31 protein-coding genes and 1 pseudogene are annotated in these 26,601 nt (G+C 71.7%); 25 read left to right on the forward strand and 7 right to left on the reverse strand.

Annotated elements, in window-relative coordinates; genetic code table 11:
* Positions 1-128: 128 nt before the first annotated feature.
* The 14 genes from ACFYSC_RS22090 to ACFYSC_RS22155 all read left to right on the forward strand — a co-directional run bounded on the left by ACFYSC_RS22090 (position 129) and on the right by ACFYSC_RS22155 (position 10,504).
* Positions 129-554 carry a hypothetical protein gene (locus ACFYSC_RS22090; RefSeq protein ID WP_389964622.1) on the forward strand — a complete coding sequence of 142 codons (426 nt, stop codon included), beginning with the start codon at positions 129-131 and terminating at the stop codon, positions 552-554.
* Positions 555-629: 75 nt separating this feature from the next.
* Entirely contained in the window at positions 630-845 is a 216-nt protein-coding gene (locus ACFYSC_RS22095) for an AtpZ/AtpI family protein (protein ID WP_389964625.1), read from the forward strand.
* Positions 846-909: 64 nt separating this feature from the next.
* A complete protein-coding gene (gene atpB, locus ACFYSC_RS22100) occupies positions 910-1,701 on the forward strand; it encodes a F0F1 ATP synthase subunit A (protein ID WP_389964628.1) in 792 nt (263 codons plus the stop codon).
* A 62-nt stretch (positions 1,702-1,763) separates the two neighbouring features.
* On the forward strand, positions 1,764-1,997 hold the full coding sequence (gene atpE, locus ACFYSC_RS22105; protein WP_012888402.1) for an ATP synthase F0 subunit C: 234 nt from the start codon (positions 1,764-1,766) through the stop codon (positions 1,995-1,997).
* 31 nt (positions 1,998-2,028) lie between these two features.
* A complete protein-coding gene (locus tag ACFYSC_RS22110; protein WP_389964632.1) occupies positions 2,029-2,577 on the forward strand; it encodes a F0F1 ATP synthase subunit B in 549 nt (182 codons plus the stop codon).
* Entirely contained in the window at positions 2,577-3,386 is an 810-nt protein-coding gene (locus ACFYSC_RS22115; protein ID WP_389964635.1) for a F0F1 ATP synthase subunit delta, read from the forward strand. The genes ACFYSC_RS22110 and ACFYSC_RS22115 overlap by 1 nt, the downstream gene beginning before the upstream one ends.
* 23 nt (positions 3,387-3,409) lie before the next feature.
* On the forward strand, positions 3,410-5,059 hold the full coding sequence (atpA, locus tag ACFYSC_RS22120; RefSeq protein ID WP_389964638.1) for a F0F1 ATP synthase subunit alpha: 1,650 nt from the start codon (positions 3,410-3,412) through the stop codon (positions 5,057-5,059).
* 3 nt (positions 5,060-5,062) lie between these two features.
* Entirely contained in the window at positions 5,063-5,962 is a 900-nt protein-coding gene (locus ACFYSC_RS22125) for a F0F1 ATP synthase subunit gamma (protein ID WP_389964641.1), read from the forward strand.
* A 1-nt stretch (position 5,963) separates the two neighbouring features.
* Entirely contained in the window at positions 5,964-7,391 is a 1,428-nt protein-coding gene (gene atpD, locus ACFYSC_RS22130) for a F0F1 ATP synthase subunit beta (RefSeq protein ID WP_389964644.1), read from the forward strand.
* A gap of 67 nt (positions 7,392-7,458) precedes the next feature.
* Positions 7,459-7,863, forward strand: a complete 405-nt coding sequence (locus ACFYSC_RS22135; protein WP_389964647.1) for a F0F1 ATP synthase subunit epsilon — start codon at positions 7,459-7,461, stop codon at positions 7,861-7,863.
* A 37-nt stretch (positions 7,864-7,900) separates the two neighbouring features.
* Positions 7,901-8,314: a DUF2550 domain-containing protein gene (locus tag ACFYSC_RS22140; protein ID WP_389964650.1), complete on the forward strand. Its 414-nt coding sequence runs from the start codon at positions 7,901-7,903 to the stop codon at positions 8,312-8,314.
* 263 nt (positions 8,315-8,577) lie between these two features.
* Positions 8,578-8,937: a GntR family transcriptional regulator gene (locus ACFYSC_RS22145; protein WP_389964654.1), complete on the forward strand. Its 360-nt coding sequence runs from the start codon at positions 8,578-8,580 to the stop codon at positions 8,935-8,937.
* Positions 8,934-9,800: an ATP-binding cassette domain-containing protein gene (locus ACFYSC_RS22150; protein ID WP_389964657.1), complete on the forward strand. Its 867-nt coding sequence runs from the start codon at positions 8,934-8,936 to the stop codon at positions 9,798-9,800. Before ACFYSC_RS22145 ends, ACFYSC_RS22150 begins: the two co-directional genes overlap by 4 nt.
* Entirely contained in the window at positions 9,797-10,504 is a 708-nt protein-coding gene (locus ACFYSC_RS22155) for a hypothetical protein (protein WP_389964660.1), read from the forward strand. The genes ACFYSC_RS22150 and ACFYSC_RS22155 overlap by 4 nt, the downstream gene beginning before the upstream one ends.
* A gap of 70 nt (positions 10,505-10,574) precedes the next feature.
* On the opposite strand, the gene ACFYSC_RS22160 is transcribed toward ACFYSC_RS22155, so the two are convergent.
* Complete coding sequence (locus tag ACFYSC_RS22160) at positions 10,575-10,697, reverse strand: hypothetical protein (protein WP_389964663.1); 123 nt, start codon at positions 10,695-10,697, stop codon at positions 10,575-10,577.
* Here ACFYSC_RS22160 and ACFYSC_RS22165 point away from each other — a divergent pair.
* The gene (locus tag ACFYSC_RS22165; protein ID WP_389964666.1) at positions 10,691-10,954 is read left to right on the forward strand and encodes a hypothetical protein; all 264 of its coding nucleotides are present in this window, start codon (positions 10,691-10,693) and stop codon (positions 10,952-10,954) included. The two genes, ACFYSC_RS22160 and ACFYSC_RS22165, sit on opposite strands and share 7 nt — an antisense overlap.
* A 266-nt stretch (positions 10,955-11,220) precedes the next feature.
* Positions 11,221-11,412 (forward strand): hypothetical protein, encoded by a 192-nt coding sequence (locus ACFYSC_RS22170; protein ID WP_389964669.1) that lies wholly within the window; start codon positions 11,221-11,223, stop codon positions 11,410-11,412.
* A gap of 61 nt (positions 11,413-11,473) precedes the next feature.
* Here the strand turns inward: ACFYSC_RS22170 and ACFYSC_RS22175 are convergent, their stop codons facing one another.
* Both ACFYSC_RS22175 and ACFYSC_RS22180 read right to left on the reverse strand, forming a co-directional pair.
* Positions 11,474-12,379 (reverse strand): RHS repeat-associated core domain-containing protein, encoded by a 906-nt coding sequence (locus tag ACFYSC_RS22175; protein ID WP_389965180.1) that lies wholly within the window; start codon positions 12,377-12,379, stop codon positions 11,474-11,476.
* A 124-nt stretch (positions 12,380-12,503) separates the two neighbouring features.
* A pseudogene (locus tag ACFYSC_RS22180) lies at positions 12,504-14,825 on the reverse strand (DUF6531 domain-containing protein); the annotation flags it as partial.
* A 10-nt stretch (positions 14,826-14,835) separates the two neighbouring features.
* Here ACFYSC_RS22180 and ACFYSC_RS22185 point away from each other — a divergent pair.
* From ACFYSC_RS22185 to ACFYSC_RS22195, 3 genes are read left to right on the forward strand one after another with little or no spacing between them, the layout of a single operon-like run.
* Positions 14,836-15,015 (forward strand): hypothetical protein, encoded by a 180-nt coding sequence (locus tag ACFYSC_RS22185; protein WP_389965221.1) that lies wholly within the window; start codon positions 14,836-14,838, stop codon positions 15,013-15,015.
* Entirely contained in the window at positions 15,012-15,353 is a 342-nt protein-coding gene (locus ACFYSC_RS22190) for a hypothetical protein (RefSeq protein ID WP_389964672.1), read from the forward strand. The genes ACFYSC_RS22185 and ACFYSC_RS22190 overlap by 4 nt, the downstream gene beginning before the upstream one ends.
* 3 nt (positions 15,354-15,356) lie before the next feature.
* On the forward strand, positions 15,357-15,845 hold the full coding sequence (locus tag ACFYSC_RS22195) for a hypothetical protein (protein WP_389964675.1): 489 nt from the start codon (positions 15,357-15,359) through the stop codon (positions 15,843-15,845).
* A 153-nt stretch (positions 15,846-15,998) separates the two neighbouring features.
* Here the strand turns inward: ACFYSC_RS22195 and ACFYSC_RS22200 are convergent, their stop codons facing one another.
* Complete coding sequence (locus tag ACFYSC_RS22200; protein WP_389964678.1) at positions 15,999-16,589, reverse strand: cob(I)yrinic acid a,c-diamide adenosyltransferase; 591 nt, start codon at positions 16,587-16,589, stop codon at positions 15,999-16,001.
* 65 nt (positions 16,590-16,654) lie between these two features.
* On the opposite strand from ACFYSC_RS22200, the gene ACFYSC_RS22205 reads away from it, so the two are divergent.
* Both ACFYSC_RS22205 and ACFYSC_RS22210 read left to right on the forward strand, forming a co-directional pair.
* Positions 16,655-19,852, forward strand: a complete 3,198-nt coding sequence (locus ACFYSC_RS22205; RefSeq protein WP_389964681.1) for a S41 family peptidase — start codon at positions 16,655-16,657, stop codon at positions 19,850-19,852.
* A gap of 344 nt (positions 19,853-20,196) precedes the next feature.
* Positions 20,197-20,514, forward strand: a complete 318-nt coding sequence (locus ACFYSC_RS22210) for an STAS domain-containing protein (protein WP_362930475.1) — start codon at positions 20,197-20,199, stop codon at positions 20,512-20,514.
* 111 nt (positions 20,515-20,625) lie between these two features.
* Here the strand turns inward: ACFYSC_RS22210 and ACFYSC_RS22215 are convergent, their stop codons facing one another.
* Together ACFYSC_RS22215 and nucS are read right to left on the reverse strand one after the other, a co-directional pair.
* Positions 20,626-21,216, reverse strand: a complete 591-nt coding sequence (locus tag ACFYSC_RS22215) for a TetR/AcrR family transcriptional regulator (RefSeq protein ID WP_389964685.1) — start codon at positions 21,214-21,216, stop codon at positions 20,626-20,628.
* Between the two features lie 309 nt (positions 21,217-21,525).
* Positions 21,526-22,185 carry an endonuclease NucS gene (gene nucS, locus ACFYSC_RS22220; RefSeq protein ID WP_362930479.1) on the reverse strand — a complete coding sequence of 220 codons (660 nt, stop codon included), beginning with the start codon at positions 22,183-22,185 and terminating at the stop codon, positions 21,526-21,528.
* A gap of 130 nt (positions 22,186-22,315) precedes the next feature.
* Here nucS and ACFYSC_RS22225 point away from each other — a divergent pair, with 130 nt between their 5' ends.
* From ACFYSC_RS22225 to ACFYSC_RS22240, 4 genes are all read left to right on the forward strand, one after another.
* Positions 22,316-22,489 carry a hypothetical protein gene (locus ACFYSC_RS22225; protein ID WP_389964688.1) on the forward strand — a complete coding sequence of 58 codons (174 nt, stop codon included), beginning with the start codon at positions 22,316-22,318 and terminating at the stop codon, positions 22,487-22,489.
* Positions 22,486-22,830, forward strand: coding sequence for an ATP/GTP-binding protein (locus tag ACFYSC_RS22230; RefSeq protein WP_389964691.1), 345 nt, complete (start codon positions 22,486-22,488; stop codon positions 22,828-22,830). The genes ACFYSC_RS22225 and ACFYSC_RS22230 overlap by 4 nt, the downstream gene beginning before the upstream one ends.
* Before the next feature lie 124 nt (positions 22,831-22,954).
* Complete coding sequence (locus ACFYSC_RS22235) at positions 22,955-23,668, forward strand: alpha/beta hydrolase (RefSeq protein ID WP_362930485.1); 714 nt, start codon at positions 22,955-22,957, stop codon at positions 23,666-23,668.
* Between the two features lie 149 nt (positions 23,669-23,817).
* Entirely contained in the window at positions 23,818-24,609 is a 792-nt protein-coding gene (locus tag ACFYSC_RS22240) for an alpha/beta fold hydrolase (protein ID WP_389964694.1), read from the forward strand.
* A 255-nt stretch (positions 24,610-24,864) separates the two neighbouring features.
* Here ACFYSC_RS22240 and ACFYSC_RS22245 read toward each other — a convergent pair whose 3' ends face one another.
* Positions 24,865-26,166, reverse strand: a complete 1,302-nt coding sequence (locus tag ACFYSC_RS22245; RefSeq protein WP_389964697.1) for a DivIVA domain-containing protein — start codon at positions 26,164-26,166, stop codon at positions 24,865-24,867.
* Positions 26,167-26,601 lie beyond the last annotated feature (435 nt).

The following is a 26,601-nucleotide window of genomic DNA, read 5'->3' on the forward strand; positions in this document are numbered from 1 at the left end:
GTTTACTTGAAACGGCAGGTAAAGGCGCTCTTCCATGAGCTTGTGATAGCTTTCACTAGCAGCCGCCGAGTTGGACGCGCCCTGTAAGGTACCAATCGCTCGCTTGATAACAGTCATCTGGAGTGTCGATGCAGACCAACGACCTGCGCCTCCTGAAGGGGGCCGCGATCCCCACGTTGCTGGTGGGTCTGGTCGTGGTCGTCGTCGCCGCTCTCCTGGCGGGGGGCGGGGGAGCACTCGGCGCGGCGATCGGCGTCGTGGTCGTCAGCGCGTTCTTCGCGCTCGGCATCCTGGCCGTCTCCTACGCCAGCCGGATCTCGCCGATGGCGATGATGACGGCCGCGGTGGTGGGCTACCTGGTGCGGATCGTCATCGTCATGGCGCTGTTCCGGATGTTCCAGGACGTCACGGTCTTCGAGCCGAAGGCGTTCGGCTGGGGCGCCCTCGCGAGCATCGTGGCCTGGACGGCCGGCGAGATACGCGGTTTCATGAAACTCCGGATCCTCTACGTCGATCCGGCCGCCGGTCCCCCCGGGCAGGGCGGCCCGCGATGAGGCGTAGGATCCTCCCGGGCGTGATGGGGCCCGATATGACTAGCCCTCACCATGCCTGCTATCGTCGTGCCCGCGATGAGCGAGAAGAAAATCCGGCCCGAGGACGACGGCCGCGACTTCGCCAACGCCGCCTGGTCGATTCCCAGCTATCTTCTCGCCGGGATGATCCTGTACGGCGGCGCGGGGTGGTTGCTGTCCAAGTGGACCGGCGTGGTCGCCTTCACGCCGATCGGGCTGATCCTCGGAGTCGCGCTCGCCGTCTACCTGGTCTACCGGAAGTACGGTCGCTAGCCGGCGGCGGTCGCCTCGCCGACGAAGCCATTTCGATCCACTACCACGCTGAAGGGAACGCCGCGTGAGCACGCTGACGCTCCTCGCTTCCGGGGACGAGTTCACCCCTCCGGGCCTTGAGCTCTTCAACTCCACCCCGATCATCTCCGGCGTCGCCTGGTTCACCAAGCCGGTGCTGCTGGCACTGCTGAGCACGCTCATCGTCGTGGCCTTCTGCTGGTCGGCCTTCGCCAACCCGAAGCTGGTGCCCCGGGGTGTGCAGAACGTCGCCGAGATGGGCTACATGTTCGTCCGCGACCAGGTCGCCCGGCCGTTCCTCGGCAAGGACGCAGACCGGTGGATGGGCCTGCTGCTCAGCATCTTCTTCCTGGTGTGGATCTGGAACCTGATGGGGGTCGTCCCCGTCCTGCAGTTCCCGGTCGCCTCGCACATCGCCTTCCCGATCGTGCTGGCCCTGTCGATCTACATCCTCAAGATCTACCTGGGAGTCAAGCACCAGGGCGCCGTCGGCTACTTCAAGAACATGATGTTCCCCCCGGGCCTGCCCAAGCCGATCTACGTGCTGCTGGCCCCGATCGAGCTCCTGTCGAACATGATCATCGCGCCCTTCACGCACGCGGTGCGACTGTTCGCCAACATGTTCGCGGGCCACATCATCCTCGCGTTCTTCAGCCTGGTCGGCTTCTGGTTCCTCTTCGAGAAGCTCACGCCGCTGGGCGCCCCCCTCGGTGTGGTCGGCGTCATCATGACGATCGCCATGACCGGGTTCGAAATGTTCATCCAGTTCCTGCAGGCGTTCCTCTTCTCGATGCTCGCCGCGATGTACATCGGCAACTCGCTCCACGCCGAGCACTAGACCACTCTTCGAATGTCCAGACCGGTGAAGCCCTCACCGGCCGACCAGTAAAGGAATACACAATGAGCGTCCTCGCTGAGGTCACCGGCTCCCTCAACGCTCTCGGCTCGATCGGTTACGGCCTCGCCGCCATCGGCCCCGGCATCGGCGTCGGCATCATCTTCGGTCAGGGTGTGCAGGCCATCGCCCGCCAGCCCGAGGCGTACGGCCTCATCCGCCAGAACATGCTGCTCGGCTTCGTTCTGACCGAGGCCCTGGCCCTGATCGGCCTCGTCGCGCCGTTCATGTTCCGCTGAGACGCACGACAACTGACGGAAGGCTGCACCAATGATTAAGGCAGCTTCACTCCTGGCGGCGGAGGAGGGGGGCAACCCCCTCATCCCGCACACCTACGAGCTGGTCGTCGGTGTCTTCGCGTTCTTCGTCGTCGTTCTCGTCGTCGGCAAGATCCTCACCCCGCGCATCCAGAAGACCCTGGCCGAGCGGACCGAGGCCATCGAAGGCGGGATCCAGAAGGCGCAGGACGCCCAGGCCGAGGCCCAGGCACTGCTCCAGCAGTACAAGGACCAGCTCGCGGAGGCGCGCCACGAGGCTTCCCGCCTGCGCGAGGAGGCCCGCGAGCAGGGTGCGCAGATCAAGGCCGAGCTCCGTGAGGAGGCGCAGGCCGAGGCCCGCCGCCTCGTCGAGGCCGCGCACGCCCAGATCGAGGCCGACCGCCAGCAGGCGTTCGCGCAGCTCCGCAACGAGATCGGCCGCCTGTCGGTCGAGCTCGCCACCCGCATCGTCGGCGAGTCCCTCGAGGACGAGGCGCGTCGCCGCCGCACCGTCGACCGGTTCCTCGAGGAGCTGGAGTCCAGCAGCGCGGCGGTCAGGTGATGAGGGGCTTGAGCAGGGCCTCGCTGGCCGAGGTCGAGGAGCGCTTCAACGCCGTGGCGGGAAGCGCGGACCTCGGCTCGCTGGCCGACGAGCTCTTCGCGGTCGCCGACCTGCTCGACCGTGAGCACGGGCTCCGCCGCTACCTGTCCGACCCCTCCCGCGACGCGGCCCAGAAGGGGCAGGCCGTACGGGTCCTGCTGCAGGGCAAGGTCGGCGCCGCCGCGCTGGAGACCATCGCGGCGGCCGCGTCCGCCAGGTGGACGCGGCCCGGCGACCTGGCCGACGCGCTGGAGCGGCTCGGCGTCGTCTCGGCGGCCGCCGAGGCCGAGGCGCAGGGCAGGCTCGACGACGTCGAGGACGAGCTGTTCCGGTTCGGCCGCGTCGTCGCCTCCAACCGCGACCTGCACCAGGCGCTGGCCAACCCCAACGTCCCCGCGGAGGGCAAGCGGGAGCTGCTCCGGGGGCTGATCGGGGCCAAGGTCTCGCCCAGCACCCTCCGCCTGGTCGGGCAGGTCGTCGCACACCCCCGAGGACGTAGCCTGGACGGGGGGCTGGAGGAGTTCGGCAGCCTGGTCGCCGCCCAGAGGCAGCGCCTCGTCGCGGTGGTGCGCAGCGCCGTCGTGCTCTCCGAGGAGCAGAAGCAGCGTCTCGCCAGGTGGCTGCGCACTACGTACGGTCACGACGTTCAGCTGAACGTCGAGGTGGATCCGCGGGTGCTGGGAGGGTTCTCGGTACAGATCGGGGACGACCTCATCGACACCACCGTCGCGGGACGAATCGAAGAAGTCCGCCGCCGGTTGGCCGGCTAGGCGAATAGGGAGACTGAAGAGAGATGGCGGAGCTTACGATCCGGCCGGACGAGATCCGGGACGCCCTTGAGCGCTTCGTCCAGGCATACGAGCCGGAAGGTGCCGCGCGCGAGGAGATCGGGACCGTCGTCGACGCCGGCGACGGCATCGCCCACGTCTCCGGCCTTCCCTCGGCGATGGCGAACGAACTGCTGGAGTTCGAGAACGGCACGCGCGGCCTGGCCCTGAACCTCGACACCCGTGAGATCGGTGTCGTCGTCCTGGGTGACTTCAGCGGCATCGAGGAGGGCCAGACGGTCCGCCGGACGGGCCAGGTCCTGTCCGTGCCGATCGGAGACAACTTCCTCGGCCGCGTGGTCGACCCGCTGGGCGTCCCGATCGACGGCAAGGGCGCCATCGAGTCCGAGGGCCTGCGCGCCCTGGAACTCCAGGCCCCTTCCGTGGTCCAGCGCCAGCCGGTCAAGGAGCCGCTGCAGACCGGCCTCAAGGCCGTCGACGCCATGACGCCGATCGGCCGCGGCCAGCGCCAGCTGATCATCGGTGACCGCGGCACGGGCAAGACCGCCATCGCCGTGGACACGATCCTCAACCAGCGGGAGAACTGGCTGTCGGGCGACCCCGACAAGCAGGTCCGCTGCGTCTACGTCGCGATCGGCCAGAAGGGCTCGACGATCGCCCAGGTGCGGGGCCGCCTCGAGGAGGCGGGCGCGATGGAGTACACCACCATCGTCGCCGCTCCGGCCTCCGACCCGGCCGGCTTCAAGTACCTCGCCCCCTACACCGGTTCGGCCATCGGCCAGCACTGGATGTACCAGGGCAAGCACGTGCTGATCATCTTCGACGACCTGACCAAGCAGGCCGACGCCTACCGCGCGGTCTCGCTGCTGCTGCGCCGCCCGCCGGGCCGTGAGGCGTTCCCCGGCGACGTCTTCTACCTACACTCCCGCCTGCTGGAGCGCTGCGCCAAGCTCTCCAAGGAGATGGGCGGCGGCTCGATGACCGGTCTGCCGATCATCGAGACGAAGGGCAACGACGTCTCGGCGTTCATCCCGACCAACGTCATCTCCATCACCGACGGCCAGTGCTTCCTTGAGACCGACCTGTTCAACGCGGGTGTGCGTCCGGCCATCAACGTCGGTGTCTCCGTCTCCCGAGTCGGCGGCTCGGCGCAGATCAAGGCGATGCGCAAGGTCGCCGGCACGCTCCGCCTGTCGCTGTCGCAGTACCGCGACCTGGAGGCCTTCGCGGCCTTCGCCTCCGACCTGGACGCGGCCTCCCGCGCCCAGCTGGAGCGCGGTCAGCGCCTGGTCGAGCTGCTCAAGCAGTCGCAGTACGCGCCGTTCCCCATCGAGAAGCAGGTCGTGTCGGTCTGGGCCGGCACCTCCGGTGAGCTCGACGACGTCCCGGTCGAGGACATCCGCCGCTTCGAGGCGGAGTTCCTGGACCACCTCGAGCGCAACAACAAGGGTCTCTTCGACGGCATCCGCGAGACCAAGGAGCTGTCGGACGACGCGGTGACGACCCTCAAGGACGCCATCACCGAGTTCAAGAAGACCTTCGAGACCGCCTCCGGCGAGCTGCTCGTCCGCGACGAGTCGGTGGCCGCCCTGGACGCCGGCGACGTCGGCCAGGAGAAGATCACCAAGCACGTCCGCACGGCTGAGAAGAAGTAGCCGATGGGTGCCCAGCTAAGACTGCTGCGGCGGCGGATCCGGTCGGTCAGGTCCACGGCGAAGATCACGCGTGCCCAGGAGCTCATCGCTTCGTCGCGCATCGTGAAGGCGCAGCAGCGGATGCAGGCGGCCATGCCGTACGAGCGCGAGATCACGCGCGCCGTCACGGGCGTCGTCAGCAACACCGCCAGCGTCGACCACCCGTTGACCGTGGCCAAGGAGCAGCCCGCCAGGGCCGCCGTGCTCATCCTGAGCAGCGACCGCGGGTTCGCCGGCGGTTTCAACGCCAACGTCCTGCGCGAGGCCGAGGCCCTGCGCGGCCTCCTGGAGCGCAGGGGCGTCACGCCCACGCCCTACGTGGTGGGCCGCAAGGGCATCGCCTGGCACTCCTTCCGGGGTCGCGAGATGGGCGGGCAGTGGGCCGGGTTCTCCGACAACCCCTCCTACTCCCACGCCAAGGAGATCGCTGACGCCCTGATCCAGGCGTTCTCGGCGGAGGACGGGGTGGACGAGATCCACATCGTCTCCACCGGATTCGTGTCCATGCTGACCCAGGAGGTGCGGGTCAACCGCATCCTGCCGCTGGAGGTCGAGGAGACGACCGAGGCGCCGGACACGCCGCTGCCGTACTTCGAGTTCGAGCCCGGCGCCGGTGCGGTGCTGGACTCGCTGCTGCCGCGCTACGTGGAGTCGCGCATCTTCAGCGCGCTCCTGCAGTCGGCGGCCTCCGAGCACGCGGCGCGCCGCCGGGCCATGAAGTCGGCGACCGACAACGCCAACGAGCTCATCAGGGTCTTCACCCAGCAGATGAACCAGGCTCGCCAGGCGGAGATCACCCAGGAAATCAGCGAGATCGTCGGTGGCGCGAACGCGCTGGCTGACGCCGCAGCGGGGAAAGAGTGAAATGACTGCAGAGACTGTTGAGACCGGCGTGGGCCGCGTCGCGCGGGTCACTGGTCCCGTCGTCGACGTGGAGTTCCCCGTCGAGGCGATGCCCGACATCTACAACGCCCTCACCGTCGATGTCACCATCGGCGAGGAGACCCAGACCCTGACCATGGAGGTCGCCCAGCACCTGGGTGACAACCTGGTCCGCGCCATCTCCATGCGGCCCACCGACGGCGTCGTCCGCGGCGCCGCGGTGACCGACACCGGCGGCCCGATCTCGGTGCCGGTCGGCGACGTCGTCAAGGGCCACGTGTGGAACGCCCTCGGCCAGCCGCTGGACACCGACGCCGCGTCGCTTCAGGTGACCGAGCGCTGGGGCATCCACCGCCCGTCGCCGTCGTTCGACTCCCTGGAGTCGCGCACCGAGATGCTGCCCACCGGCATCAAGGTCATCGACCTGCTCACCCCGTACGTCAAGGGTGGAAAGATCGGTCTGTTCGGCGGCGCCGGCGTCGGCAAGACCGTTCTGATCCAGGAGATGATCCGCCGTGTCGCGCTGAAGTTCTCGGGCACCTCGGTGTTCGCGGGCGTCGGCGAGCGCACCCGTGAGGGCAACGACCTCTGGCTGGAGATGGAGGAGGCGGACGTCCTCAAGGACACCGCGCTCGTCTTCGGCCAGATGGACGAGCCGCCGGGCACCCGTCTGCGCGTCGCGCTCTCCGCCCTCACCATGGCGGAGTACTTCCGTGACGTGCAGAAGCAGGACGTGCTTCTGTTCATCGACAACATCTTCCGGTTCACCCAGGCCGGTTCCGAGGTCTCCACCCTGCTCGGCCGCATGCCGTCCGCGGTGGGTTACCAGCCGACCCTGGCCGACGAGATGGGCGTCCTGCAGGAGCGCATCACCTCGACCCGCGGTCACTCGATCACCTCCATGCAGGCGATCTACGTCCCCGCGGACGACATCACCGACCCGGCTCCGCACAACGCGTTCGCGCACCTCGACGCGCAGACCGTTCTGTCCCGGCCGATCTCGGAGAAGGGCATCTACCCCGCGGTGGACCCGCTCGACTCCACCTCGCGGATCCTCGACCCGCTGATCATCGGCGAGGAGCACTACCGCGTGGCCCAGGAGACCAAGCGGATCCTGCAGAAGTACCGCGAGCTGCAGGACATCATCGCGATCCTCGGTATCGACGAGCTCTCCGAAGAGGACAAGGTCACCGTCCAGCGGGCCCGCCGTATCGAGCGCTTCCTCTCCCACCCGATGTACGCCGCCGAGGCGTTCACCGGCCAGCCGGGTGAGTTCGTGCCGCTGGACGAGACGATCGCCTCGTTCAAGGGCCTGTGCGCCGGTGAGTACGACCACCTCCCCGAGCAGGCGTTCTTCATGGTCGGTGGCATCGAGCAGGCCATCGCCAAGGCCAAGGAACTCGCCCGCTAGTCGCCTTGGGCGCCGGCGCGGCCCAAGGGCCGTGCCGGCGCCTGGTTCGAAAGGAACTGGAAAGAAAGTGGCGAAGCTGCGAGTAGGCGTCGTCTCTCCGGAGCGGGAGCTCTGGTCCGGAGAGGCCGACATGGTGATTGCCAAGACCATCGAGGGTGAGATCGGCATCATGCCGAGGCACGCCCCGGTGATCGGTGTCCTCGTCGAGGGCGGCGTGCTGAGGATCAAGCGCGGTGACGACACGGACCTGGTCGCCGCGGTCCACGGCGGGTTCATCTCGGTGGCCGGCGACGAGGTGTCGATCCTGGCCGAGACGTCCGAGCTCGGCTCCGAGGTCGACGTCGACCGGGCCCGGGACGCGCTCCAGCGGGCCCAGGCCTCGATCGACGCCAACGAGAGTGACGTCGACGACGCCGCCGCCGCCAAGCGCGCCAGGGCCAGGCTGCGCGCGGCCGGCGAGGAAGTCGGTTAAATTCTGCTTCTGAGCGGTACGGCTTTTGGGAGCGGGAATGACGGCGCTGAACGTGCTCATCGTGGTGACGGCGGTCGTCGTCCTCGTCGCCCTCCGCGGGCTGGTCCTGACACGCTCCCGGGGATCGGTGCTGTGTTGCCTGCGCCCGGTTCCGGGGAAGCGGAGCTGGCGGGTGGGGGTGGCCCGCTACGCCAAGGACCAGCTCAACTGGATTCCGCTCATAGGTCTGCTGCCAAGGCCGCGCCACGTCATCGTGAGGCGCGGCCTTGTCGTTTCCGGGCGCCGCAAGGTGGGGTCCGGTGAGTTCTTCGGGTTCATCGAGGGGGTCACGGCGCTGGAGTGCCGCAACGGCCCGGACGCCTTCGAGATCGCCATGGGTTACCGCGCGCTGACCGGGTTCGTCGCCTGGCTGGAGTCCGCACCGCCCAGTGCCTATCTCGACGTCGCCTGACTCCTCCGCCGCCTTCCCTATCGCCGGCAGGCCCCGTTCCCGGTCCGCCGGGGACGGGGCCTGCCGCTTTTCCAGCTCTCTTCTCCCTGATCCGGCCCCGCGTCCGGTACGGCTCGCGCCCCGGGTCCGGCCCTCGTGCCCGGTACGGCTCCCGCCCCGCGTCCGGTCGTCGTCCCCGGCCGGGTGCTCGCCGGAGGATTGACCGGTTCCCGTGCCCCTTCTATGGTTCATTAGTAGAGTAATGAACCATAGAAGCAGGTGCCATGTTCGACGACCGGAGCCCGATCTACCGGCAGATCGCCGAGCGCATCAGGGCCGATGTGCTGAGCGGGACGTTGCGCGGCGACGAGCAGGTCATGTCCACCAACCAGTACGCCGCCTTCTACCGGATCAACCCGGCGACGGCCGCCAAGGCCTTCCAGCAGCTGGTGGACGAGGGCGTGCTGTACAAGAAACGAGGGATCGGCATGTTCGTGAGTCCGGACGCCCCGGAGAGGCTCAGGGCCGGGCGCAGGGAGAGGTTCTTCACCGACGTGGTGGACCCGATGGTGGCCGAGGCCAGGGCCATCGGCATCCCGCTGGGCGAGGTCGTCGGCCGCATCGAGGAGCTGGAGGGGAGATGAGGGTCGACGTCCGGGATCTGGTGCTGCGTTACGGCGAGACCACGGCGCTCGACGGGCTGACGTTCACCCTGGAGAGCGGGAAGATCTACGGACTGCTCGGCCGCAACGGCTCGGGCAAGTCGAGCCTGACGTCGGTCCTGGCGGCCTTCCGCCGCCAGACGAGCGGCGAGGCGCTGGTGGACGGGAGGCCGGTGTTCGAGAACGCCGGCCTCACCCGCGGGATCGCCCTGGTCCGCGAAGAGGGGGAGGCGATCACCATCGGCACCGCCGAGGACGCCCTCTACTTCGCCGAGGGGCTCCGCCCGAACTGGGACGCCGGCTACGCCCGCTCGCTGCTGGAGACGTTCGGGATCCCGCCCAAGGCGAACGTCAAGGCGATGTCCAAGGGGCAGCGCTCGGCGCTGGGAGCGGTGGTCGGCCTGGCGAGCCGGGCGCCGCTGACCATGTTCGACGAGGCCCACCTCGGCATGGACGTGCCGTCCCGGCAGGCGTTCCACGACGCGCTGCTCGCCGACTACATGGCGCACCCGCGCACGTTCCTCCTGGCCGGCCACCCCATCGAGGAGGCCGCCCCGCTGTTCGAGGGGGTGCTGGTCATCGACCGCGGCCGGCTCGTCGTGCAGGAGGACGCCGGGACGCTGCTGTCGAGGGGGGCCTCGGTGACCGGCCCCGCCGCCCGGGTGGACGCCTTCACCGCGGGGCTGACCGTACTGGGCGTCAAGGACCTCGGCCCGACCAGGTCGGCGATGGTCTACGGCGACCTCGACGACACGCGGCGCCGCGAGGCCGCCGAGGCCGGCCTCGAACTCGGGCCGGTCGCCATGCAGGAGCTGTTCGTCCACCTGACCGGAGGCCCCCGATGAGGTTCCCCAGCCGTCTCCTGGCCGCCAACGTGTTCTTCGCGCTGCTGCTGTGGGGGTTGCTCCTGGTGGGCGTCGCCCTGGTCGCGGCGGGCGTCGCGGTCTTCGGCACGCTCACCGGGAGCACCTGGGAGAAGGGCGTGCAGCTCGCCCGATGGTACGCGCTGTTCGCCGGCGTGGCCCTGGTGCGGGAGTTCCTCCCGATGTACGTCGCGCACGGGGTGACCCGCCGCGAGTTCGGCGCGCAGGCGGCCGTCACCGCCACCCTGTTCGCGCCGTTCCTGGCCGTCCTGGTCGCGGCCGGCTACCTGCTGGAGGCGGGGGCGTACGGCCTGGCCGGCCTGCCGCAGACGCTGGACCGGGCCCACCTGTTCGCCGAGCCGACCCACGTGCCGCTCGTCTTCGCCGAGTACCTGATCGAGCTCGCCGCCTGGCTGGCCGCCGGATCCTTCATCGGGGCCGGCTTCTACCGATGGGAGGGAGGCGGCCTGCTCACCCTGCCGGTCGGCGTCGGCCTGGTCGTGCTGGCGGAGAGCGCGATCGGCACGGAGCTGCGGCTGCCGTTCGTCAGCCGCCTCGCCCTGGGCGTGGACGTCCCGCAGTCCCCGGCGGTCACCGCCGGCCTCGGGCTCGCCGCGTTCCTGATCGGCCTGGCCCTGACCTGGCTGGTCATCCGCGACGTGCCGCTGCGCAACAGGCCGGCCTGAACGACGGGCCGGGACCGGGTTCCGCACGACGCCGCGAACCCGGTCACGACTGCTTCCTCTGACCGGCCTCTCAGTGGGCGTCCTGCACCTCCTCGATCTCGGGCCTGCCCTCGATCTGGGCGATGCGGCGCAGGAGGTACGGCGATGCGAAGACGGCTCCGGTGGAGTGTGTGTATGGTTGTGTGTATGGCACGTAGGAACGTCTACATCGACGATGAGCTGGACGCGCAGCTCAGGAGACATCGAAAGCTCAACGCCTCAGAAATCTTCCAGAAAGCCGTGCGGGACGCCATCCTCGCCAGCGAGATGGACGACTACATCGCCGGTGTCGAGGCCGAGCTGGCGGAACGGGGTGTCACGGATGAGGAGTGGGCCGTCGCCGAACGGTACGCGGACGAACTGATGAACCGCATCGCGCCCTCCGGAAACGACGAGCGGATGGTCGGCTAGACGTGCCGCGTCTGATCCTCGACTCCGGGGCCGTGACCTTCTTGGCAGGCAGGACCCCCGAGTCGATCGCCGTCATGCGCCGACTCCGCGACGAAGGCGTGTGGCCACCCCTGATTCCTTCGGTCGTGCTGGTCGAGTGCTTCACGGGTCATCCGGCGCGGGATGTGGGGGTCAACCGTTTCCCCCCGGCACGTGCTCCTCGTACCGAAGTGCCGAAGGAGCTCGCCAGACGTGCGGCGGCCTTGCGCACCAAGGCCATGGCCGCCATGGCGAGATCAGACCGTAAAGCACTGCCCTCCGCGGTGGACGCGCTGGTGGTGGCGTACGCCGAGGCGGAAGGGCCCGCATTCGTGCTGACCGGTGACGGCAAGGACCTGCGTCCGCTGGCGGACGAGGCACGGGGAGTTCAGATCGAGATGCTCGCCCAGGCGGTGGAGAGGTCCCGAGGCCGCCGCTGATACCGGAGTCCGGTGCAGCGGTCACGGTCGTTCGGCGGTGGGACGCGGGTCTTCTCTCGTGTCAGGGGACGTAGTCCGTCACATGGATCTTGATCTTGGCCCATTCGTCGTCCACGTAGACACCGGGGCGGTTTCCGGTGGTCCCCCTGGCGGCGTCGTGGCCCTCCCCGCCCCACGTCGGCCTGTCCAGCCTCGACCCCCGGTCCGGACGGACCTCGGTGTAGAAGGTGAAGCTTCCCCGCTTGTGCCGCTCGGAGGCCGGCAGCGGCCCGGCGTACGCCTGGACCTGGGGAAAGGAGCTGTAGCGCGGCGACCGGCCCCACAGCTCGCCTGAGTCGAGGACCCTCTGCAGGAAGTCCGGCTCCTGGTTCGGGGTCATGATCCGGTGGAAGGGCCCGTACAGCAGTTTCTCGTTCTCCGGCACGTCCGGCGTGCAGCCCATCAGGCCGAGCGGGTTGTGGACGTAGGCGTAGGGGTTGGGGTGGGACAGCAGCCCCAGCGGGTCGGCGCTCGCGTACCGCGCGGTCTCCGGGTCGTAGTGGCGGTGGTGGTTGTGGTGCAGGCCGCTCTCCGGGTCGGCGTACTGCCCGGGGAGGCGCAGCGGGCACTCGGCGGAGCCGGCCGGCTCGTCCGGATGTTCGCCCCACAGGGTCGGCCGCGCCCGCCAGGTGACGGTACCGCCGGGGCCGGCCAGCTCCGCCGGCGCGCCGGCCGGATCGGTGACGACGGCCCGGAAACGCTCGTCGGACCACCCCTGTACGGCGTCGCCGGCCGGGAAACGCGCCTCGAACCGTCCCTGTACGGCATCGCCGGTTCGGGTGCGGCGGACCTGCGTGACGGGACGGAAGGTGCCGGGTTCGTACTCCCACACCGTGGCCTCCAGGCCGGTCGGCCCCGTCTCCGCGCCGTTCCACCCCGTGCCGCGGATCTCCTCGGCCAGCAGGAAGCCGTCCCAGGCGAAGTCCACCCGTTCCGCGACCGACCGGCCGTCCGGTCCGAGCCGCAGCTTGGAGACCCGGCGGCCCAGGGCGTCGTACAGGTACCGCCACCGGGTCCGGTCGGGGGTGAGGACGCCGCTCGGGCCACGATGCGTCCACGACGTTCCCCGACGGGTCGTAGGAGTACCGCTCGCTCCAGCCGGCGCCGTGTACGGCGGTGATCCGCCCGGCCGCGTCCAGGTCGTGGCGCCGCGGGCCCGTGACGGAGTCGTCGACCCCGGCGAGGAGGCCGTCCGCCCGGTAGGTGAAGGCGCTGTGCCGCAGGAGGACGCCGTGCCGTACCGGGTCCGCCGGGGCGCGGCCGGTCACCGCGTCCGGAGACGTGTCGGGGAGCGGGTCCGGGGACGTGCCGGGGTGCGGGCCCGCCGGGTCCGGGAGCGGGACGTCCGGCGCCGTCCGGAGGGTCTGGGAGGTGAGGCGGCCGGCCGCGTCCCAGGTCCGGGCGAGTGTCATCACCGAGTCGACGTGGCGCAGGACCTCGCGGCCCGCCGCGTCGCGGCCGAACGACACCGTCCGCCCGCCGGTGCGCACCCGCGCCGCCTGGCCCGACGCGTCGTGGTCCCACAGGCTCTCGGCGCCGGAGGGGGTGCCGCGCCGTACGCGGCGGCCCGCGGCGTCGTACGCCGAGGTGACGACGAGGCCGTCGCGCCACTCGGCGACGACCCGGCCGAGCGGGTCCCGCTCGAACCGCAGGTCGGCGTCGGCGTTGACCGCCCGCACCATGCGCCCGGCGGCGTCGTAGGCGAACCTGGAGACCAGGTCGCCGGACCGCCGTTCCACGACGTTGCCGAGGGGGTCGCGGACGTAGCGCGTCGCCCGTCCCGCCCCGTCGGTCCGCTCGGCGAGCCGTCCGGCCTCGTCGTAGGAGTAGGAGCGCACGTGCCCGGCGAAGTCGGTCTCCCGTACCAGGCGGCCGGCCGCGTCGCGCTCGTAGCGCCAGACCAGGCCCCGCGGGTCGGTCACCGAGACCAGCCGCAGCTCGGTGTCGTGGCCGAACTCGAGGCGGGCCCCGTCCGGCCCGGTCCGGGCCGACTCCATGTCGAAGACGGCGAACTCCGACCGTACGGCGTGCCCGGCGGCGTCGACGTACTCGACCGGGTTGCCCTCGCCGTCGTAGGCCCACCGCTCGGTCGCGCCGCCGGGGAGCGTCCTTGAGGCCAGCCGGCCCTCGGGGGTCCAGGTCAGCCGGGTGACGCCTCCCGCGGGGTCGGTGATCGAGACGACCCGGCCGAACGCGTCGCGCCCGTAGCGGGTCGCCCGGCCCTCCGGGTCGACGGCCGTGACCGGCAGCCCGGCGGCGTCGTACGCGGTACGCCATGTGCCGCCCAGCGGATCGACGAGGGCCGTCACGAGGCCGCGTCCGTCGATCTCGAAGGTCGTGGTGGCCCCGGTGGGGTCGGTGACCGCCGTGCGGTTCCCCCGGGGGTCGAACCGCTGCCGCCAGACGGCCCCGTCGGCGCCGGTGATCTCGACGGGCAGCCCCGGCCCGTCGTGGACGACGGTGACCCGGGTGCCGTCCGGGCGGGTGACGAGGGCCAGGTTGCCGTCCCGGTCGTAGGAGTAGCGGGTGGTCCCGCCGAGCGGGTCGGTGCGGGACAGGAGGCGGTCGCGGCGGTCCCACTCCGAGCGGGTGACCCGCCCGAGCGGGTCCACCTCGGCGACCACCTGCCCGGCGTCGTTCAGGTGGAAGCGGGTGGTGTGCCCGAGGGAGTCGGTGAAGGCGGTCAGCCGGTCCGCGTAGGCGAAGTCCGCGTTCAGGAAGCCCCCGGTGCCCCGGCCGCGCACGCAGCGTCCCGCCTCGTCGTAGGTGTAGCGGTAGTCGCCGCCGTTGCTGTCGCGCCAGCGGGTGAGCCGGCCCTCGGGGTCGTGCTCGAAGCGTACGGCGGCCCCGGAGGAGTCGGCGACCCCGGCGAGCCGGCCGGCGTCGTCGTAGCGGTACCGCCGCAGCTCCACGCCCGTCTCCCCGGTCCGGGGCAGGAGGCGCAGCGCGGTGATCCGTTCCCCGGAGGTCTCCACCGTGATCCGGTGGTCCCCGGAGTGCCGCACCGTCGCCGGCGCTCCGGCGTCGTCGTAGTCGACCTCGACGCGGTGCCCGTTGCGGTCGGAGATCTCCGCCAGCGGGAAGACCTCCGGCGGCGTGCCCGCCGTCCTGGTGAACCGGAAGACGTGGCCGTTCTCCGGCACGGTGACCGTATACGTCCCGCCGTCGGCGCTCACCGTCAGCGGCCAGGGCGGTCCCTCGACGGGCAGCACCGGGGCCTCCGGCATCGGTGCCGGATAGGCGAGGATCATGCCGTCGGCCGCGGCGAAGCAGGCGCCCGACGCGTCGGCCTCCACCCGCTGGTCCAGCGTCGAGCTCCACGACTCCCCGAACCAGCGGCCCGCGCGGTAGAGCGAGGAGCTGTGCGCGCAGATCGTGCTCGCGGTGAACGCGGCGCTGGACGACCTGCGGGACCGGGTCGCGCGGGCGGGCGGCGAGGTGGACCACGAGGCGCTGCTCGCGCGGCTGCGGGAACTGCAGAGCGACTCGGTGCGGCAGATGGAGTCGTTCGCCCAGTCCATCGGCGAGATCGTCGGCCGCATCGAGAGCCGGACGGAGCGGTGAGCGGGCACGGGCCGGCGCGGCCGGTGCTGATCGTCAGCTCTCCCGGCCTGCGGGCCGTGGCGGAGGACCTCCGGGAGGCCGGCGAACGGCTGACCGGCCGGTGGGACGCCCTGTGGGCGTCGGTGAACACGGCGGGCATGTGCGGGGGCGACGACATGATCAGCCAGCTGATCAGGGCGTCCTTCACCTCCGTCATGGACCGGGCGGAGGAGTCGGTGAGGTCGGTGACGGAGCTGTGCGGCGTCTACGGCGCCCACGGCTCCCGAATGGACGAGCCGGTACGGCAGGGCGAACACGCCGTGGTGAGGCACATCGCGTCGATCGAAACCGCGGGGTGACGGATGGGACTCCAGCTTCCCCCGGCTCTGGCGGCCCTGCTCGTGGATCTCGGCTTCCAGTGGACCCGGTCGGACGAGGTGATCCTCGCGCAGGTGGGTGACCTGTGGCGGGACTTCGAGTCGGGGCTGGACGACGTCGAGCACCTCCTCGCGGGCGCGCTCCACCGCATGCGGGACGGTAACGCGGGGGAGGGCGTGGAGGCGTTCACGGCCGCCATGCTCGCCGGAGACGCGCCGCAGGCGACGGTGCGGGACGCGGGCACGGGCTCGCTGGCGGTCGGCGCGGGCTGCTACATCAGCGCCGCGATCGTGCTCGCGGTGAAGAGCCACGTGATCGTCCAGCTCGCCCTGCTCGCGGCGGGGCTCTCGGCGCTGTTCGCGGCGGCGGGGCCGACCATGGGGGCGTCGCTCGCCCAGGTCCCGGTCGTCAAACAGGTCACCGGCCGGCTCATCGACATGATCATCTCGCGCCTGACCGCGCTGCTCGTCTGACGGCCGCGAACGGGACCCGGCGCCCGGCCTCCGCCCGCCGTACCATCACCCGCCGAGCCGAGCCGAGCCGAGCCGAGCCGAGCCGAGCCGAGCCGAGCCGAGCCCGTGCCGCCGCCGGGGGCCGGCGGGTTCCCGGCCCGCGCCGCCGGGGCGTCAGCGGGTGCCGCCGGGCCTCCAGAGGATCTCGTCGCCGTGGGCGGCGACCCGGCACAGGATGAACATCAGGTCGCTCAGCCGGTTGAGGTATCTGGCGGTCAGCGGGTTGACGTCGTCGTGGGCGGAGAGGGCCGCCCAGACGGTCCGCTCGGCCCGCCGTACGATCGTGCGGGCCACGTGGAGCTGTGCGACGGCGGGGGCGCCGCCGGGCAGGATGAAGCTGCGCAGCGGCTTGAGACGCTCGTTGAACTCGTCGCAGCGCTCCTCCAGCCACTCGACGTAGGAGGGCTCGACGCGCAGCGGCGGGAACTCGGGGTTCTCGGTGACCGGGGTGCACAGGTCGGCGCCGACGTCGAACAGCTCGTTCTGGATCCGGCCGAGGACCGCCGCGACGTCCTCGTCGAGGGCGCCGGTCGCCAGGGCCACGCCGATCGCCGCGTTGGCCTCCTCGACGTCGGCGTAGGCGGCCAGCCGGGGGTCGGTCTTGTGGGTGCGGCTCATGTCCCCGAGCGCGGTCGTGCCGTCGTCGCCGGTCCGGGTGTAGATCTTGGAGAGCACCACCGGCTCGTCCCTGTCAGCTCGCGTCATGGGGTTCAGCGTAGCGACCGTAAAACCCTTACGATCCTCTTCATAGCGGACAATATGCTGGATAAATGGGCTCTGGTTTCTACCTCCGATTTCCCCATCTCTCCCGTGACACGCTGACGTTCGTCGCCGACGACGACGTCTGGGCCGCTCCCGTGGACGGCGGGCGCGCCTGGCGCCTGACCTCCGACCGGGCCCCCGCGGCGCATCCCCGCCTCTCCCCGGACGCCACGAAGGTGGCCTGGACGAGCTTCCGCGACGGCGACCCCGAGGTGTACCTCGCGGACCTGGAGTCCGGCTCGGCCGAGAGGCTGACCTACTGGGGGGACATGCGGACCCGCACCCGCGGCTGGACGCCCGACGGGCGGGTCCTCGCGGTCAGCGCGACCGGGGAGCCGTTCGCCGCCTGGAGCTGGGCCTACACCATCGGTGACGGCCTGCCCGAGCGGCTGCCGTACGGGCCGGTCACCGACCTGTCGATCGCCGGGGAGGGCGAGGAGGCGGGGGAGGCGGCCGGCGCGGTGGCGCTGCTGACCGGCGCCCTGGGCCGCGACCCGGGCACGTGGAAGCGCTACCGGGGCGGCACCGCCGGCCGGCTGTGGGTACGGCGGGCGGGCGAGGAGTCGTTCACCCGGCTGCTGGCCGACCTCGACGGCCACTTCGCCGACCCGATGCTCGTCGGCGGGCGCCTGGTGTTCCTGTCCGACCACGAGGGGATCGGCAACCTCTACTCCTGCGCCCTGGACGGCACCGGCCTGCGCCGGCACACCGACCACGACGTCTTCTACGCCCGGCACGCCACCACCGACGGCACCCGGATCGTCTACCAGAACGCCGGCGACCTCCACCTGCTGGACGGGCTGGACGCCGAGACCCGGAAACTCGACGTCAGGCTCGGCTCCCCGGCGCGGGGGCCGCAGCCGTACCGGGTGGACGCCGAACGGCGGCTGCACGACCTGGCGGTGGACGAGACCGGCCGGGCCAGCGCCGTCGAGGTGCAGGGGACCGTGCACTGGATCACCCACCGGGACGGCCCGGCGCGGCAGCTCAGCTCCGGCCTGGCCGCCGGGACCCCGCGCCTCCTGGGTACGGACCGGGTGGTGTGGGTCGTCGACGACGGGCACCGGCAGGGCCTGGAGATCGGGCCGGCCGGCGGCGGGGAGACCCGCAGGATCGCCGAGGGGCTGCTGGGCGAGGTCGGTGACCTGGCCGTCGCGCCCGACGGGAACACGATCGCGGCGGCGGCCAGGGACGGGCGGCTCCTGCTGGTGGACGTCACCTCCGGCGAGGTCGTCGAGCTGACCCGGGCCGAAGGGCAGGTCGACGGGCTGGCCTTCTCGCCCGACTCCGCCTGGCTGGCCTGGTCGCACCCCGAGGCCGATCCGCTGCGCAGGATCCGCCTGGCCCGGCTGGCGGACCGGGTGGTCACCGACGTCACCGACGGCCGGTTCGTGGACACCTCGCCGGCCTTCACCGGCGGCCACCTGGCGTTCCTGTCGCGCCGCGGCTTCGACCCGGTCTACGACGCGCACTCCTTCGACATGTCCTTCCCGTTCGGCCACCGCCCCTACCTGGTGCCGCTGTCGGCGGCCACCCCGTCGCCGTTCGCGCCCAGCGCCGAAGGGCGCCCCGTCGGGTCCCCGGACGACGACGGCGACGGCGACGACAAGGGCGAGGACGTCTCCGCCGCCCCCGCGCTCACCGTCGACCTGGAGGGCATCGCCGGGCGGGTCGTGCAGGTGCCGGTCCCCGAGGGCCGCTACTCGAAGCTCAGCGCGGTCAAGGACGGGTTCGTCTGGCTGCGCGAGACGCTGGCCGGGGAACTGGGCGAGGACCGCGAGAAGGTGGGGGCCGACGCGCCCAAGCCCGCGCTGGACCGCTACGACCTGGTCAAGCGCAGGTGCGAGGAGATCGTCGACGAGCTCGACGACTACTGGGTGAGCGGCGACGGCACCCACCTCGTCGTCTCCTGCGACGGCGAGCTCACCGTCCACAAGGTCGGCGGCAAGAACGACGACGACGTGACCGTGGACCTGTCGCGGATCCGGGTCACCGCCGATCCCCGCACCCACTGGCGGCTCGCCTACGACCAGTTCGGCCGCCGGATGCGGGCCGACTTCTGGGTCGAGGACATGGCGGACGTCGAGTGGGACGCCGTGCTGGAGGAGTACCGGCCGCTGGTGGAGCGCGTCGCCACCGCCGACGACTTCGCCGACCTGCTCTGGGAGGTCGCCGGCGAGCTCGGGACCTCGCACGCCTACGTCATGGCGGCCCCGTGGGGGCAGCCGACCTGTGACCGGGTCGGCCTGCTGGGGGCCGACCTGTCCCGGGACGCCGACGGACGCTGGCGGGTGGACCGGGTGCTGCCGGGCGAGTCGTCGGACGTGCACGCCCGCTCGCCGCTGGCCGCGCCCGGCGCGGCCGTCCGCCCGGGGGAGAGGCTGCTGGCGGTGGACGGCCGCCCGGTGCCGCCGGACGGGCCGGCGCCGCTGCTGGTCGGCGCGGCCGACAAGCCGGTCGAACTGACCCTGGACGGCGGGCGCAAGGCGGTCGTCACCCCGCTCGGCGACGACCGGCGCCTGCGCTACCAGGACTGGGTGAACGGGCGGCGGGCGCGGGTCCGCGAGCTGGGGGAGGGCCGGGTCGGCTACCTGCACATCCCGGACATGGTCGCCGAGGGCTGGGCGCAGTTCCACCGCGACCTGCACCGGGAGATGGCCCGCGAGGCGCTGGTCGTGGACGTCCGTAACAACCGGGGCGGTCACACCTCCGAGCTGGTCATCGAGAAGCTGATCCGCCGCGTCATCGCCTGGGGGAACCCCCGCGGCATGACGCCCCAGACCTACCCCCAGGACGCGCCGCGCGGTCCGCTGGTCGCCATCGCCGACCGCGACGCCGGGTCCGACGGCGACATCGTCACCGCGGCCTTCAAGTTCCACCGGCTCGGGCCGGTGGTGGGCACCCGCACCTGGGGCGGGGTGATCGGCATCGAGGACGCCCACCGCCTGGCCGACGGGACGCGCATCACCGTGCCGAAGTACTCCTTCTGGTTCGAGGACCTCGGCTGGGGGGTGGAGAACCACGGCGTCGAGCCGGACGTCGAGAGGGACATCACCCCCGACGACTGGGCCGCCGGACGCGACACCCAGCTGGAGGAGGCCGTACGGCTGGCACTGGCCGCGCTGCGGGAGCGCCCGGCGGTGACCCCGCCCGACCCGGCGACCCGGCCCTCCCGCCGCCGCCCGGTGCTGCCGCCGCGGCCGTAGCGGGCGACGGCGTCACCGAAAGGCCGTGTCCGCCGTCTCTCCGGAGAGGCCGCCGCCCGTCGCCGGACCCGGCGACGGGCGGCGGGACCACGGCCGTCCGGGAGCCCCGGGAGGGACGACGGGATCGGGCCCGTCCGATCCTCCGGAGAAAAAGGCCGGCTCCGGCAGAATTTTTTCCCTCCGCCGGGGCAGGCCTTTTCGGTAGGCGGAAGGATCGCAGGGGGTCAGACCATCGCCTTTCACATCACGTAGTCATCGAGCCGCTCCGTGTGACCGCCCCTACAGGTCACGCGCCGTGGTTCTCGTCCGGCCGCATCCCCGGCGGCCGGACACGAGGAGGAGGCATGCGCGTCGCTGAAAACCCCGAAGCACAGGTGGTCGACGTCGGGAACCGTCTCGACGTGGGCACCGTCGCCGAGGTGCGCCCGCGGCTGCACGAGGCCGTCGACACGGGGCACGGTGACCTGATCGCCGACCTCTCCGGGCTGGAGATGATCGACGCCACCGGCCTGGGAGTGCTGGTCGGCACGCACCGGCGCGCGGCGGCCGCCGGACGCCGGCTCATCCTGCGCGGCGTGCCGCCCAGGGTCATGCGCGTGCTGGCGGTGACCCGGCTCAACCGGGTGCTCACCGTCGAACTCCCGGTGGACGCGGTCGCCTGACCCCGGTCTCGGGTCTCGGGTCTCCGGAAACGGCCCCGGGCGTCTGATTCCGGTCCCTGGAAACGGTCCCGGGCGCCGGCGGGCCATCGGGCCACCGGGCGGTGAGTCCCCTCACACCACCAAGGCCCGGTGGAAGACGTGCACGGCGGTGTCGATCATGTGGTCCACCTCGGGCGGGTCGTCGGCCAGCACCCATTCGGTGAGCAGCTCATGGATGGCCCCGATGACCCCGATGGCCAGCAGTCGCCGGTCCAGTCCGGCCGGGCCCGCCAGGGCGGGGTCATCGGGACTGATGATCTCGACTGCCTCGCGGAAGCCCGCCAGGGCCTGCTCACGCGCTTTGGCGAGGCAGCCGGCGGCTCGCCGTACCTCCAGGTGCATGAGGCGGGCCCGCCGCCTGTCCTCGGTGACGAAGCCGATGTATCCGCCGATGCCGGCCCTGATCCTTTCGAGCAGTGAGTCGGGGGCCTGCGCGACGGCCTTCGCCACGGACGCCAGTGACTCCTGCACGCACCGGTCGTGCACGGCCTCCATCAGCTCGTCGCGCCCGGAGAAGCACTCGTAGAAGGCGCGGTTCGAAATGCGGGCGGCGGCGCACAGCTGCTCGATCGTCGTCTCCGGGAATCCGAGATCGCAGTAGAGCGTGTACGCCGCGGTCATCAGGCGCTCGCGGCGGTCCGCCAGTCGCTCCTCGGATGACATTCCCCGATAGGGCCGTCCATTCATGTCAAGCTCCCGGTGCCGTCGTGAGCTTGACAATGCATCGCTTTATCACTTCCACCCCAAAGTCATGGCCCCAGAATCCACCATTATGGGTGCAAGATCCGTTTTTCTGGAAGAGTCAAAACGTCATGTATTCCGGTCTTCATGTAAGAAGGTCAGGATTCTGACCGGTCGGTCAAGCGCTCGGGGAGGCCGGAGCGGAAACACGAGAACATTTCTCATTTCGGACGGCCATGTGGCTTTCCGGAAAAGACGGCCCGGAGGGCGTCCGGAGGATCGGGGAGGGCTTCAGAAGAGCGTGTCGGTGCGCTCGATGCCCCGCAGCGCGTCGTAGTCGAGGGTGACGCAGCGGATGCCGCGGTCCTCGGCGAGCGTCCTGGCCTGCGGCGCGATGGCCTGGGCCGCCAGGATGCCGGAGACGGGGGCGAGCAGCGGGTCGCGGTTCATCAGCTCCAGGTAGCGCGTCAGCTGCTCCACCGCGTCGATGCCCGCGCGGCGCTTGAGCTCCACGGCCACGGTCGAGCCCTCGTGGTCGCGGCACAGGATGTCCACCGGCCCGATCGCCGTCATGTACTCGCGGCGGACCAGCGTCCAGCCCGCGCCGAGCGTGGTGATGTGCTCGGCCAGCAGCTCCTGCAGGTGGGCCTCGACACCGTCCTTGATCAGGCCGGGATCGACGCCCAACTCGTGGGTGGAGTCGTGGAGGATCTCCTCCATGGTGAGGACGAGCTTCTCGCCGCTCTTGCCGTGGGTCACCGTCCAGGTGCCCTCCTCCTCGCGGAGCCGGCACGGCGGGTTCATCCAGTTGAGCGGTTTGAACGCCCTGTCGTCGGCGTGCACGGACACGCTGCCGTCCGCCTTGATGAGGATGAGCCTCGGCGCCATCGGAAGATGAGCGGTGAGCTTCCCCACGTAATCCACGCTGCATCGCGCGATGACCAGCCGCATGGGGGCCAACCTTACCGCCGGAACGCCGGTGCCGGTGGCCACGCCGGCGGATCCGGCGACCCGCACCGGCGTTGAGCTGGATTTGGGGTGGTTTTGAGGAGAGCGGGGGACCTCTGGGAGACTGGTCGGCATGACGCGCAGCTTCGACCGGACCGGAGCGGCCGCCCCCGGCTCGACGGGCGCCGCGGGCGCCGTGACCTCCGTGGTTTCCCCGGTCTCCGCGGTTCCCGTGGTCTCCGCCCCCGTGCCGCCGCCCGGCCGCCCCGCCACGGCCGCGGCGCGGAGCGTCCGCGACCTGCCATGAGCCCCCGCCGATCCCGCCGCAAGGATCCCTTCGCCCGCGACGGCCGCGGCGGGCGCGGAGGCTCCGGCCGCCCGCCGTCCTCCCGCCCCGTGGGGATGTTCGTCGCCGGTGTCGACCAGGTCGAGGAGTGGCCGGACGGCGACTGGCACGTACGGCGGGTCACCGGCGCCGGGGCGGACAAGACCTACCGCTGCCCCGGCTGCGACCAGGAGATCAGGTCCGGCGTGCCGCACCTGGTGAGCTGGCCCGCCTGGACCGGCGGGGAGGAGGAGCGCCGGCACTGGCACACCGCGTGCTGGCGCCACCGGACCAGACGGGGGCCGGGCCGGACCAGATACTGACCGGATACTGAAAGGCGGCCGTACGGTCCCCGCACCCAGGGCGGCCGACGGCGGCCGACGGAGGCCGTACGGTCCCGTGCCCCGCTGCTCCGGCCACGACACGACGTCACGAAGTGAGGAACACATGGAGATCCGGGCCTCCACGGTGCTGCCCGCGCGCAGGGAGCCGATCGAGCTGGTCACCGCCGACGGGCTGACGCTCGTCGGCGAGCTGGCCCTGCCCGCGGACCGGCCCCCGGCCGCCACGCTGGTCTGCCTGCACCCGCTGCCCACGCACGGCGGCATGATGGACAGCCACATCTACAAGAAGGCGGCCAACCGGCTGCCCGCGCTGGCGGACCTCGCCGTGCTGCGGTTCAACACGCGCGGCACCACCTCCGACCGCGGCACCTCCCAGGGGGCCTTCGGCGGCGGCGAGGACGAGCGTCTCGACGTCGCCGCCGCGCTGGAGTACGCCGAGTTCCACGACCTGCCCCGGGCCTGGCTGGTGGGCTGGTCCTTCGGCACCGAACTGGCGCTGAAGTGGGGTCGCGACCCGCTGGTGGAGGGGGCGATCCTGCTCTCCCCGCCGCTGCACCGGGCCACCGACGCCGACCTCGACGGCTGGGCGGAGTTCGGCCGGCCGCTGACCGCGCTGGTCCCCGAGTTCGACGACTACCTGCGACCGGCCGAGGCCCGCGAGCGCTTCGCCCGGGTGCCCCAGGCCGAGGTGGTCGGGGTGGACGGCGCCAAACACCTGTGGGTCGGCGAGCCGTACGTGCGGATCGTCCTCGACGAGATCGTCCGGCGGGTCAACCCGGCCGCGCACCCCCTGCCCACCGAGGTCCCCGAACCGTAGCGCGGGCCGGCGCGATCCAGCGAGGCCGCCGGACGGCCGGGAGATCGAGGGGCCGGAAGACCGGGGCGCGGGCCGGCGTCTCCGGTCCGGCCATGCCGCTTCGCGCGTCAAGGGATGTCAGAACCGGGACGCGCGACTACCGTGGATCTGTGCATCTGTACACCCGGTCGGCGGGCGAAGGACTTCCGGTCGTCCTGCTGCATGCGTTCCCCCTGTCCTCTGCCATGTGGCTGGCCCAGCGCGAGGGCCTGTCCGCGGTCTGCAAGGTCATCACCCCCGACCTGCGCGGCTTCGGCGGCTCGGTGCTCGGGGACGAGGAGCCGTCCCTCGACGTGATGGCCGACGACGTCGCGCGGACGCTCGACCGCGAAGGCGTCGACCGGGCCGTCATCGGAGGGCTGTCCATGGGCGGCTACGTGACGATGGCCCTGTGCCGCCGCCACCCCGACCGGCTGCTGGGGCTCGTCCTCGCCGACACCAAGGCGAGCGCCGACCCCGACCAGGCCAGGGTCAACCGTGAGCGCATCGCCGCCGCCGTGGTCGAGGACGGCCCGGCCGTACTGCTGGAGGAGGTCCTCCCGCCGCTGGTCGGACGGACCACCGCCGAGCGCCGGGCGATGGTGTACGGCAGGGTGCGCGGGCTGGTCCAGTCGGCCCCGCCGCGGGCGGTGGCCTGGGCCCAGCGGGCCATGGCGGCCCGCCCGGACTCCTTCGACACCCTGCGCGCGCTCAAGGTGCCCGCGCTGGTGCTGGTGGGGGAGGAGGACGGCCTCACCCCGCGGGCCGACGCCGAGGCGATGGCCGGGGCGGTGCCCGACGGGCGGCTGACCGTGATCGAGAAGGCCGGCCACCTGAGCGCGGTCGAGCAGCCGGAGGCGTTCAACCGCGCGCTGGCGGGCTTCGTCGCCGAGCTGGCCGGGCGGGCGCCGCTCGGCGGCTGAGTGCGAACCGGCCCGGGGACGCGGGACCCAGGACGCGCGGGCCCAGGGACCGGGCGGACCGCGAGGACCCGGGGCGGGGGTTCCGGGACGCCGTGAGGACCCCGCGGCAGGGTTCGGGCGGAACGCGAGGATCCGGGGCGCGGGCTCGGGGACGGCGCCACGAGGACCCCGGAAGACGAAGAGGAGCCCGGCGATCCACACGGATCGCCGGGCTCCTCAGGTCAGCCGTCTCGACGCCTCCCGATCAGCGGCCCCCTACTCCTGCCACCACTCGGCGTCGTCGTCCTTGGTCTCGGCCTTGGGCGCGGGAGCCGGGGCCGGCGCCGAGGCCGAGGCCGGAGCCGGGGTCTCGGCCGGAGCGGAGATGGCCGGCTTGACCGGGGCCGGGGCGATCGCCGGCTCCGGGTCGGCGGCCGGAAGCGGCGCGCCACCGAGCAGCTGGCGGAGCTGCGCGAGGTGGCTGGTGATGCTGTCGCGCTGCCGGGTCAGCTCGTCGACCTGGCGCTGGGCGACCGAGAGACCCCGCTCGGCCTCGATCTTGGCCTCGGAGACGATCGTCTCGGCGTTCGTCTTCGCCTCGGCCACGAGCTGGTCGGCGTTCTTGCGCGCGTTGGCGAGCAGCTGCTTGGCGTGGGTGTCGGCGTCGCGGCGGGCCTGCTCGGCCTGCTGCGTGGCCTTGGTGGCCCGCTGCTCGGCGGTGGCGGCGCGCTCCTCGGCCTTGGAGACCATCTGCTGGGTGTGGGCCTGCGCGGTGGCGTGGCGCTCGGCCTCCACGCGCTCGGCCTCCTCGCGCCGGGCGGCGAGCTGGATCTCGAACTCGGCCTCGTCCTGGGCCCGCTTGGCCTCCGACTCCTCCAGGACCCGCTGGGCCTGGGCGCGCATCTCGTCGGCCTGGCGCTTGGCGGTGGTGAGGATCTCGTCACGCTCGCGCTTGGTCGAGGCCCGCAGCTGGGCGACCTCGCGCTCGGTGGTGGTGCGCAGCTTGTCGATCTCGCGCTCGGCGTCGGCGCGCTTCTCGGCCACCTCGTGGTCGGCGGTGGCGCGCAGCTTGGCCACCTCGCGCTCGGTGGTGGAGGTCAGCTCGTTGGCCTCGCGGCGGGCGGTCGAGCGGATCTCCTCGGCCTCGCGCTCGGCGGTGGTGCGCATCTCGTCGGCCTCGCGGGTGGCCAGGGCCCGCTTCTCGGCCGCCTCGTTCTCCGCGGCGGCGCGCGCGTCGGCGGCATCGACCTTGGCGGCGGCCCGGATCTCGTTGGCCTCGGACCGGGCGGCCTGGACCAGCTCGGTGGCCTGCTCCTCGGCGAGCCGGAGCAGCTGCTCGATCCGCGCGCCCAGGCCGGAGTAGGTGGGGCGCTCCTGCTCCTGCAGCTGGCGCTGGGAGTCGGCCAGGTCGCGCTGCAGGCTCTGCGCCTGTTCCTTCGCCTGACGCAGCTCGGCGTCGACCTGCTTGAGATGATCATGGACCTGGTGCCGGTCATAGCCACGGAGCACCACGTCGAATTCCCGAGCGGGGGAGTCTTCAAAGAAATTGTTGAGCTGGGCGTCGATGTCGGACTGCATGGAGGCTCGATCCTGGGTTGTCGAGACGGCTACACGGGGCGGACGAAGGATTCGGACACCCGAGCTGGGATCCGTGGCGGGACCCACGTCCGGTGATAGGCCAGCGTACTCTGGAGTTGCCGCGTTGGCGGTCCCCTCTGACTTTCTGCGTGACTTGTTACGTATGAACCTTTCCTGCATGTGACGCGACACCCGGCCGCCGCGTTGACCGCATCCGGCCGCCACTTGGCCGGGCGCGCCGGCGGCGACCGGCGGGCGCGTTGACCGGACACGTTGACCGCTTCCGGCCGCCGCGTTGACCGTGTCCGGCCGTCACCCCGATCGCTCCCGGGTGTCACGCCGCCCGCGTCCGCCGGACACGGGCGTCCGTGCCCGGCCGTCACACCGGCCGTGCCCGGGGTGGCAACGTCCGGCGGGGCCGTCAACGTCCGGCGG

Source organism: Streptosporangium sp. NPDC004379 (assembly GCF_042873875.1).
GTDB lineage: Bacteria > Actinomycetota > Actinomycetes > Streptosporangiales > Streptosporangiaceae > Streptosporangium.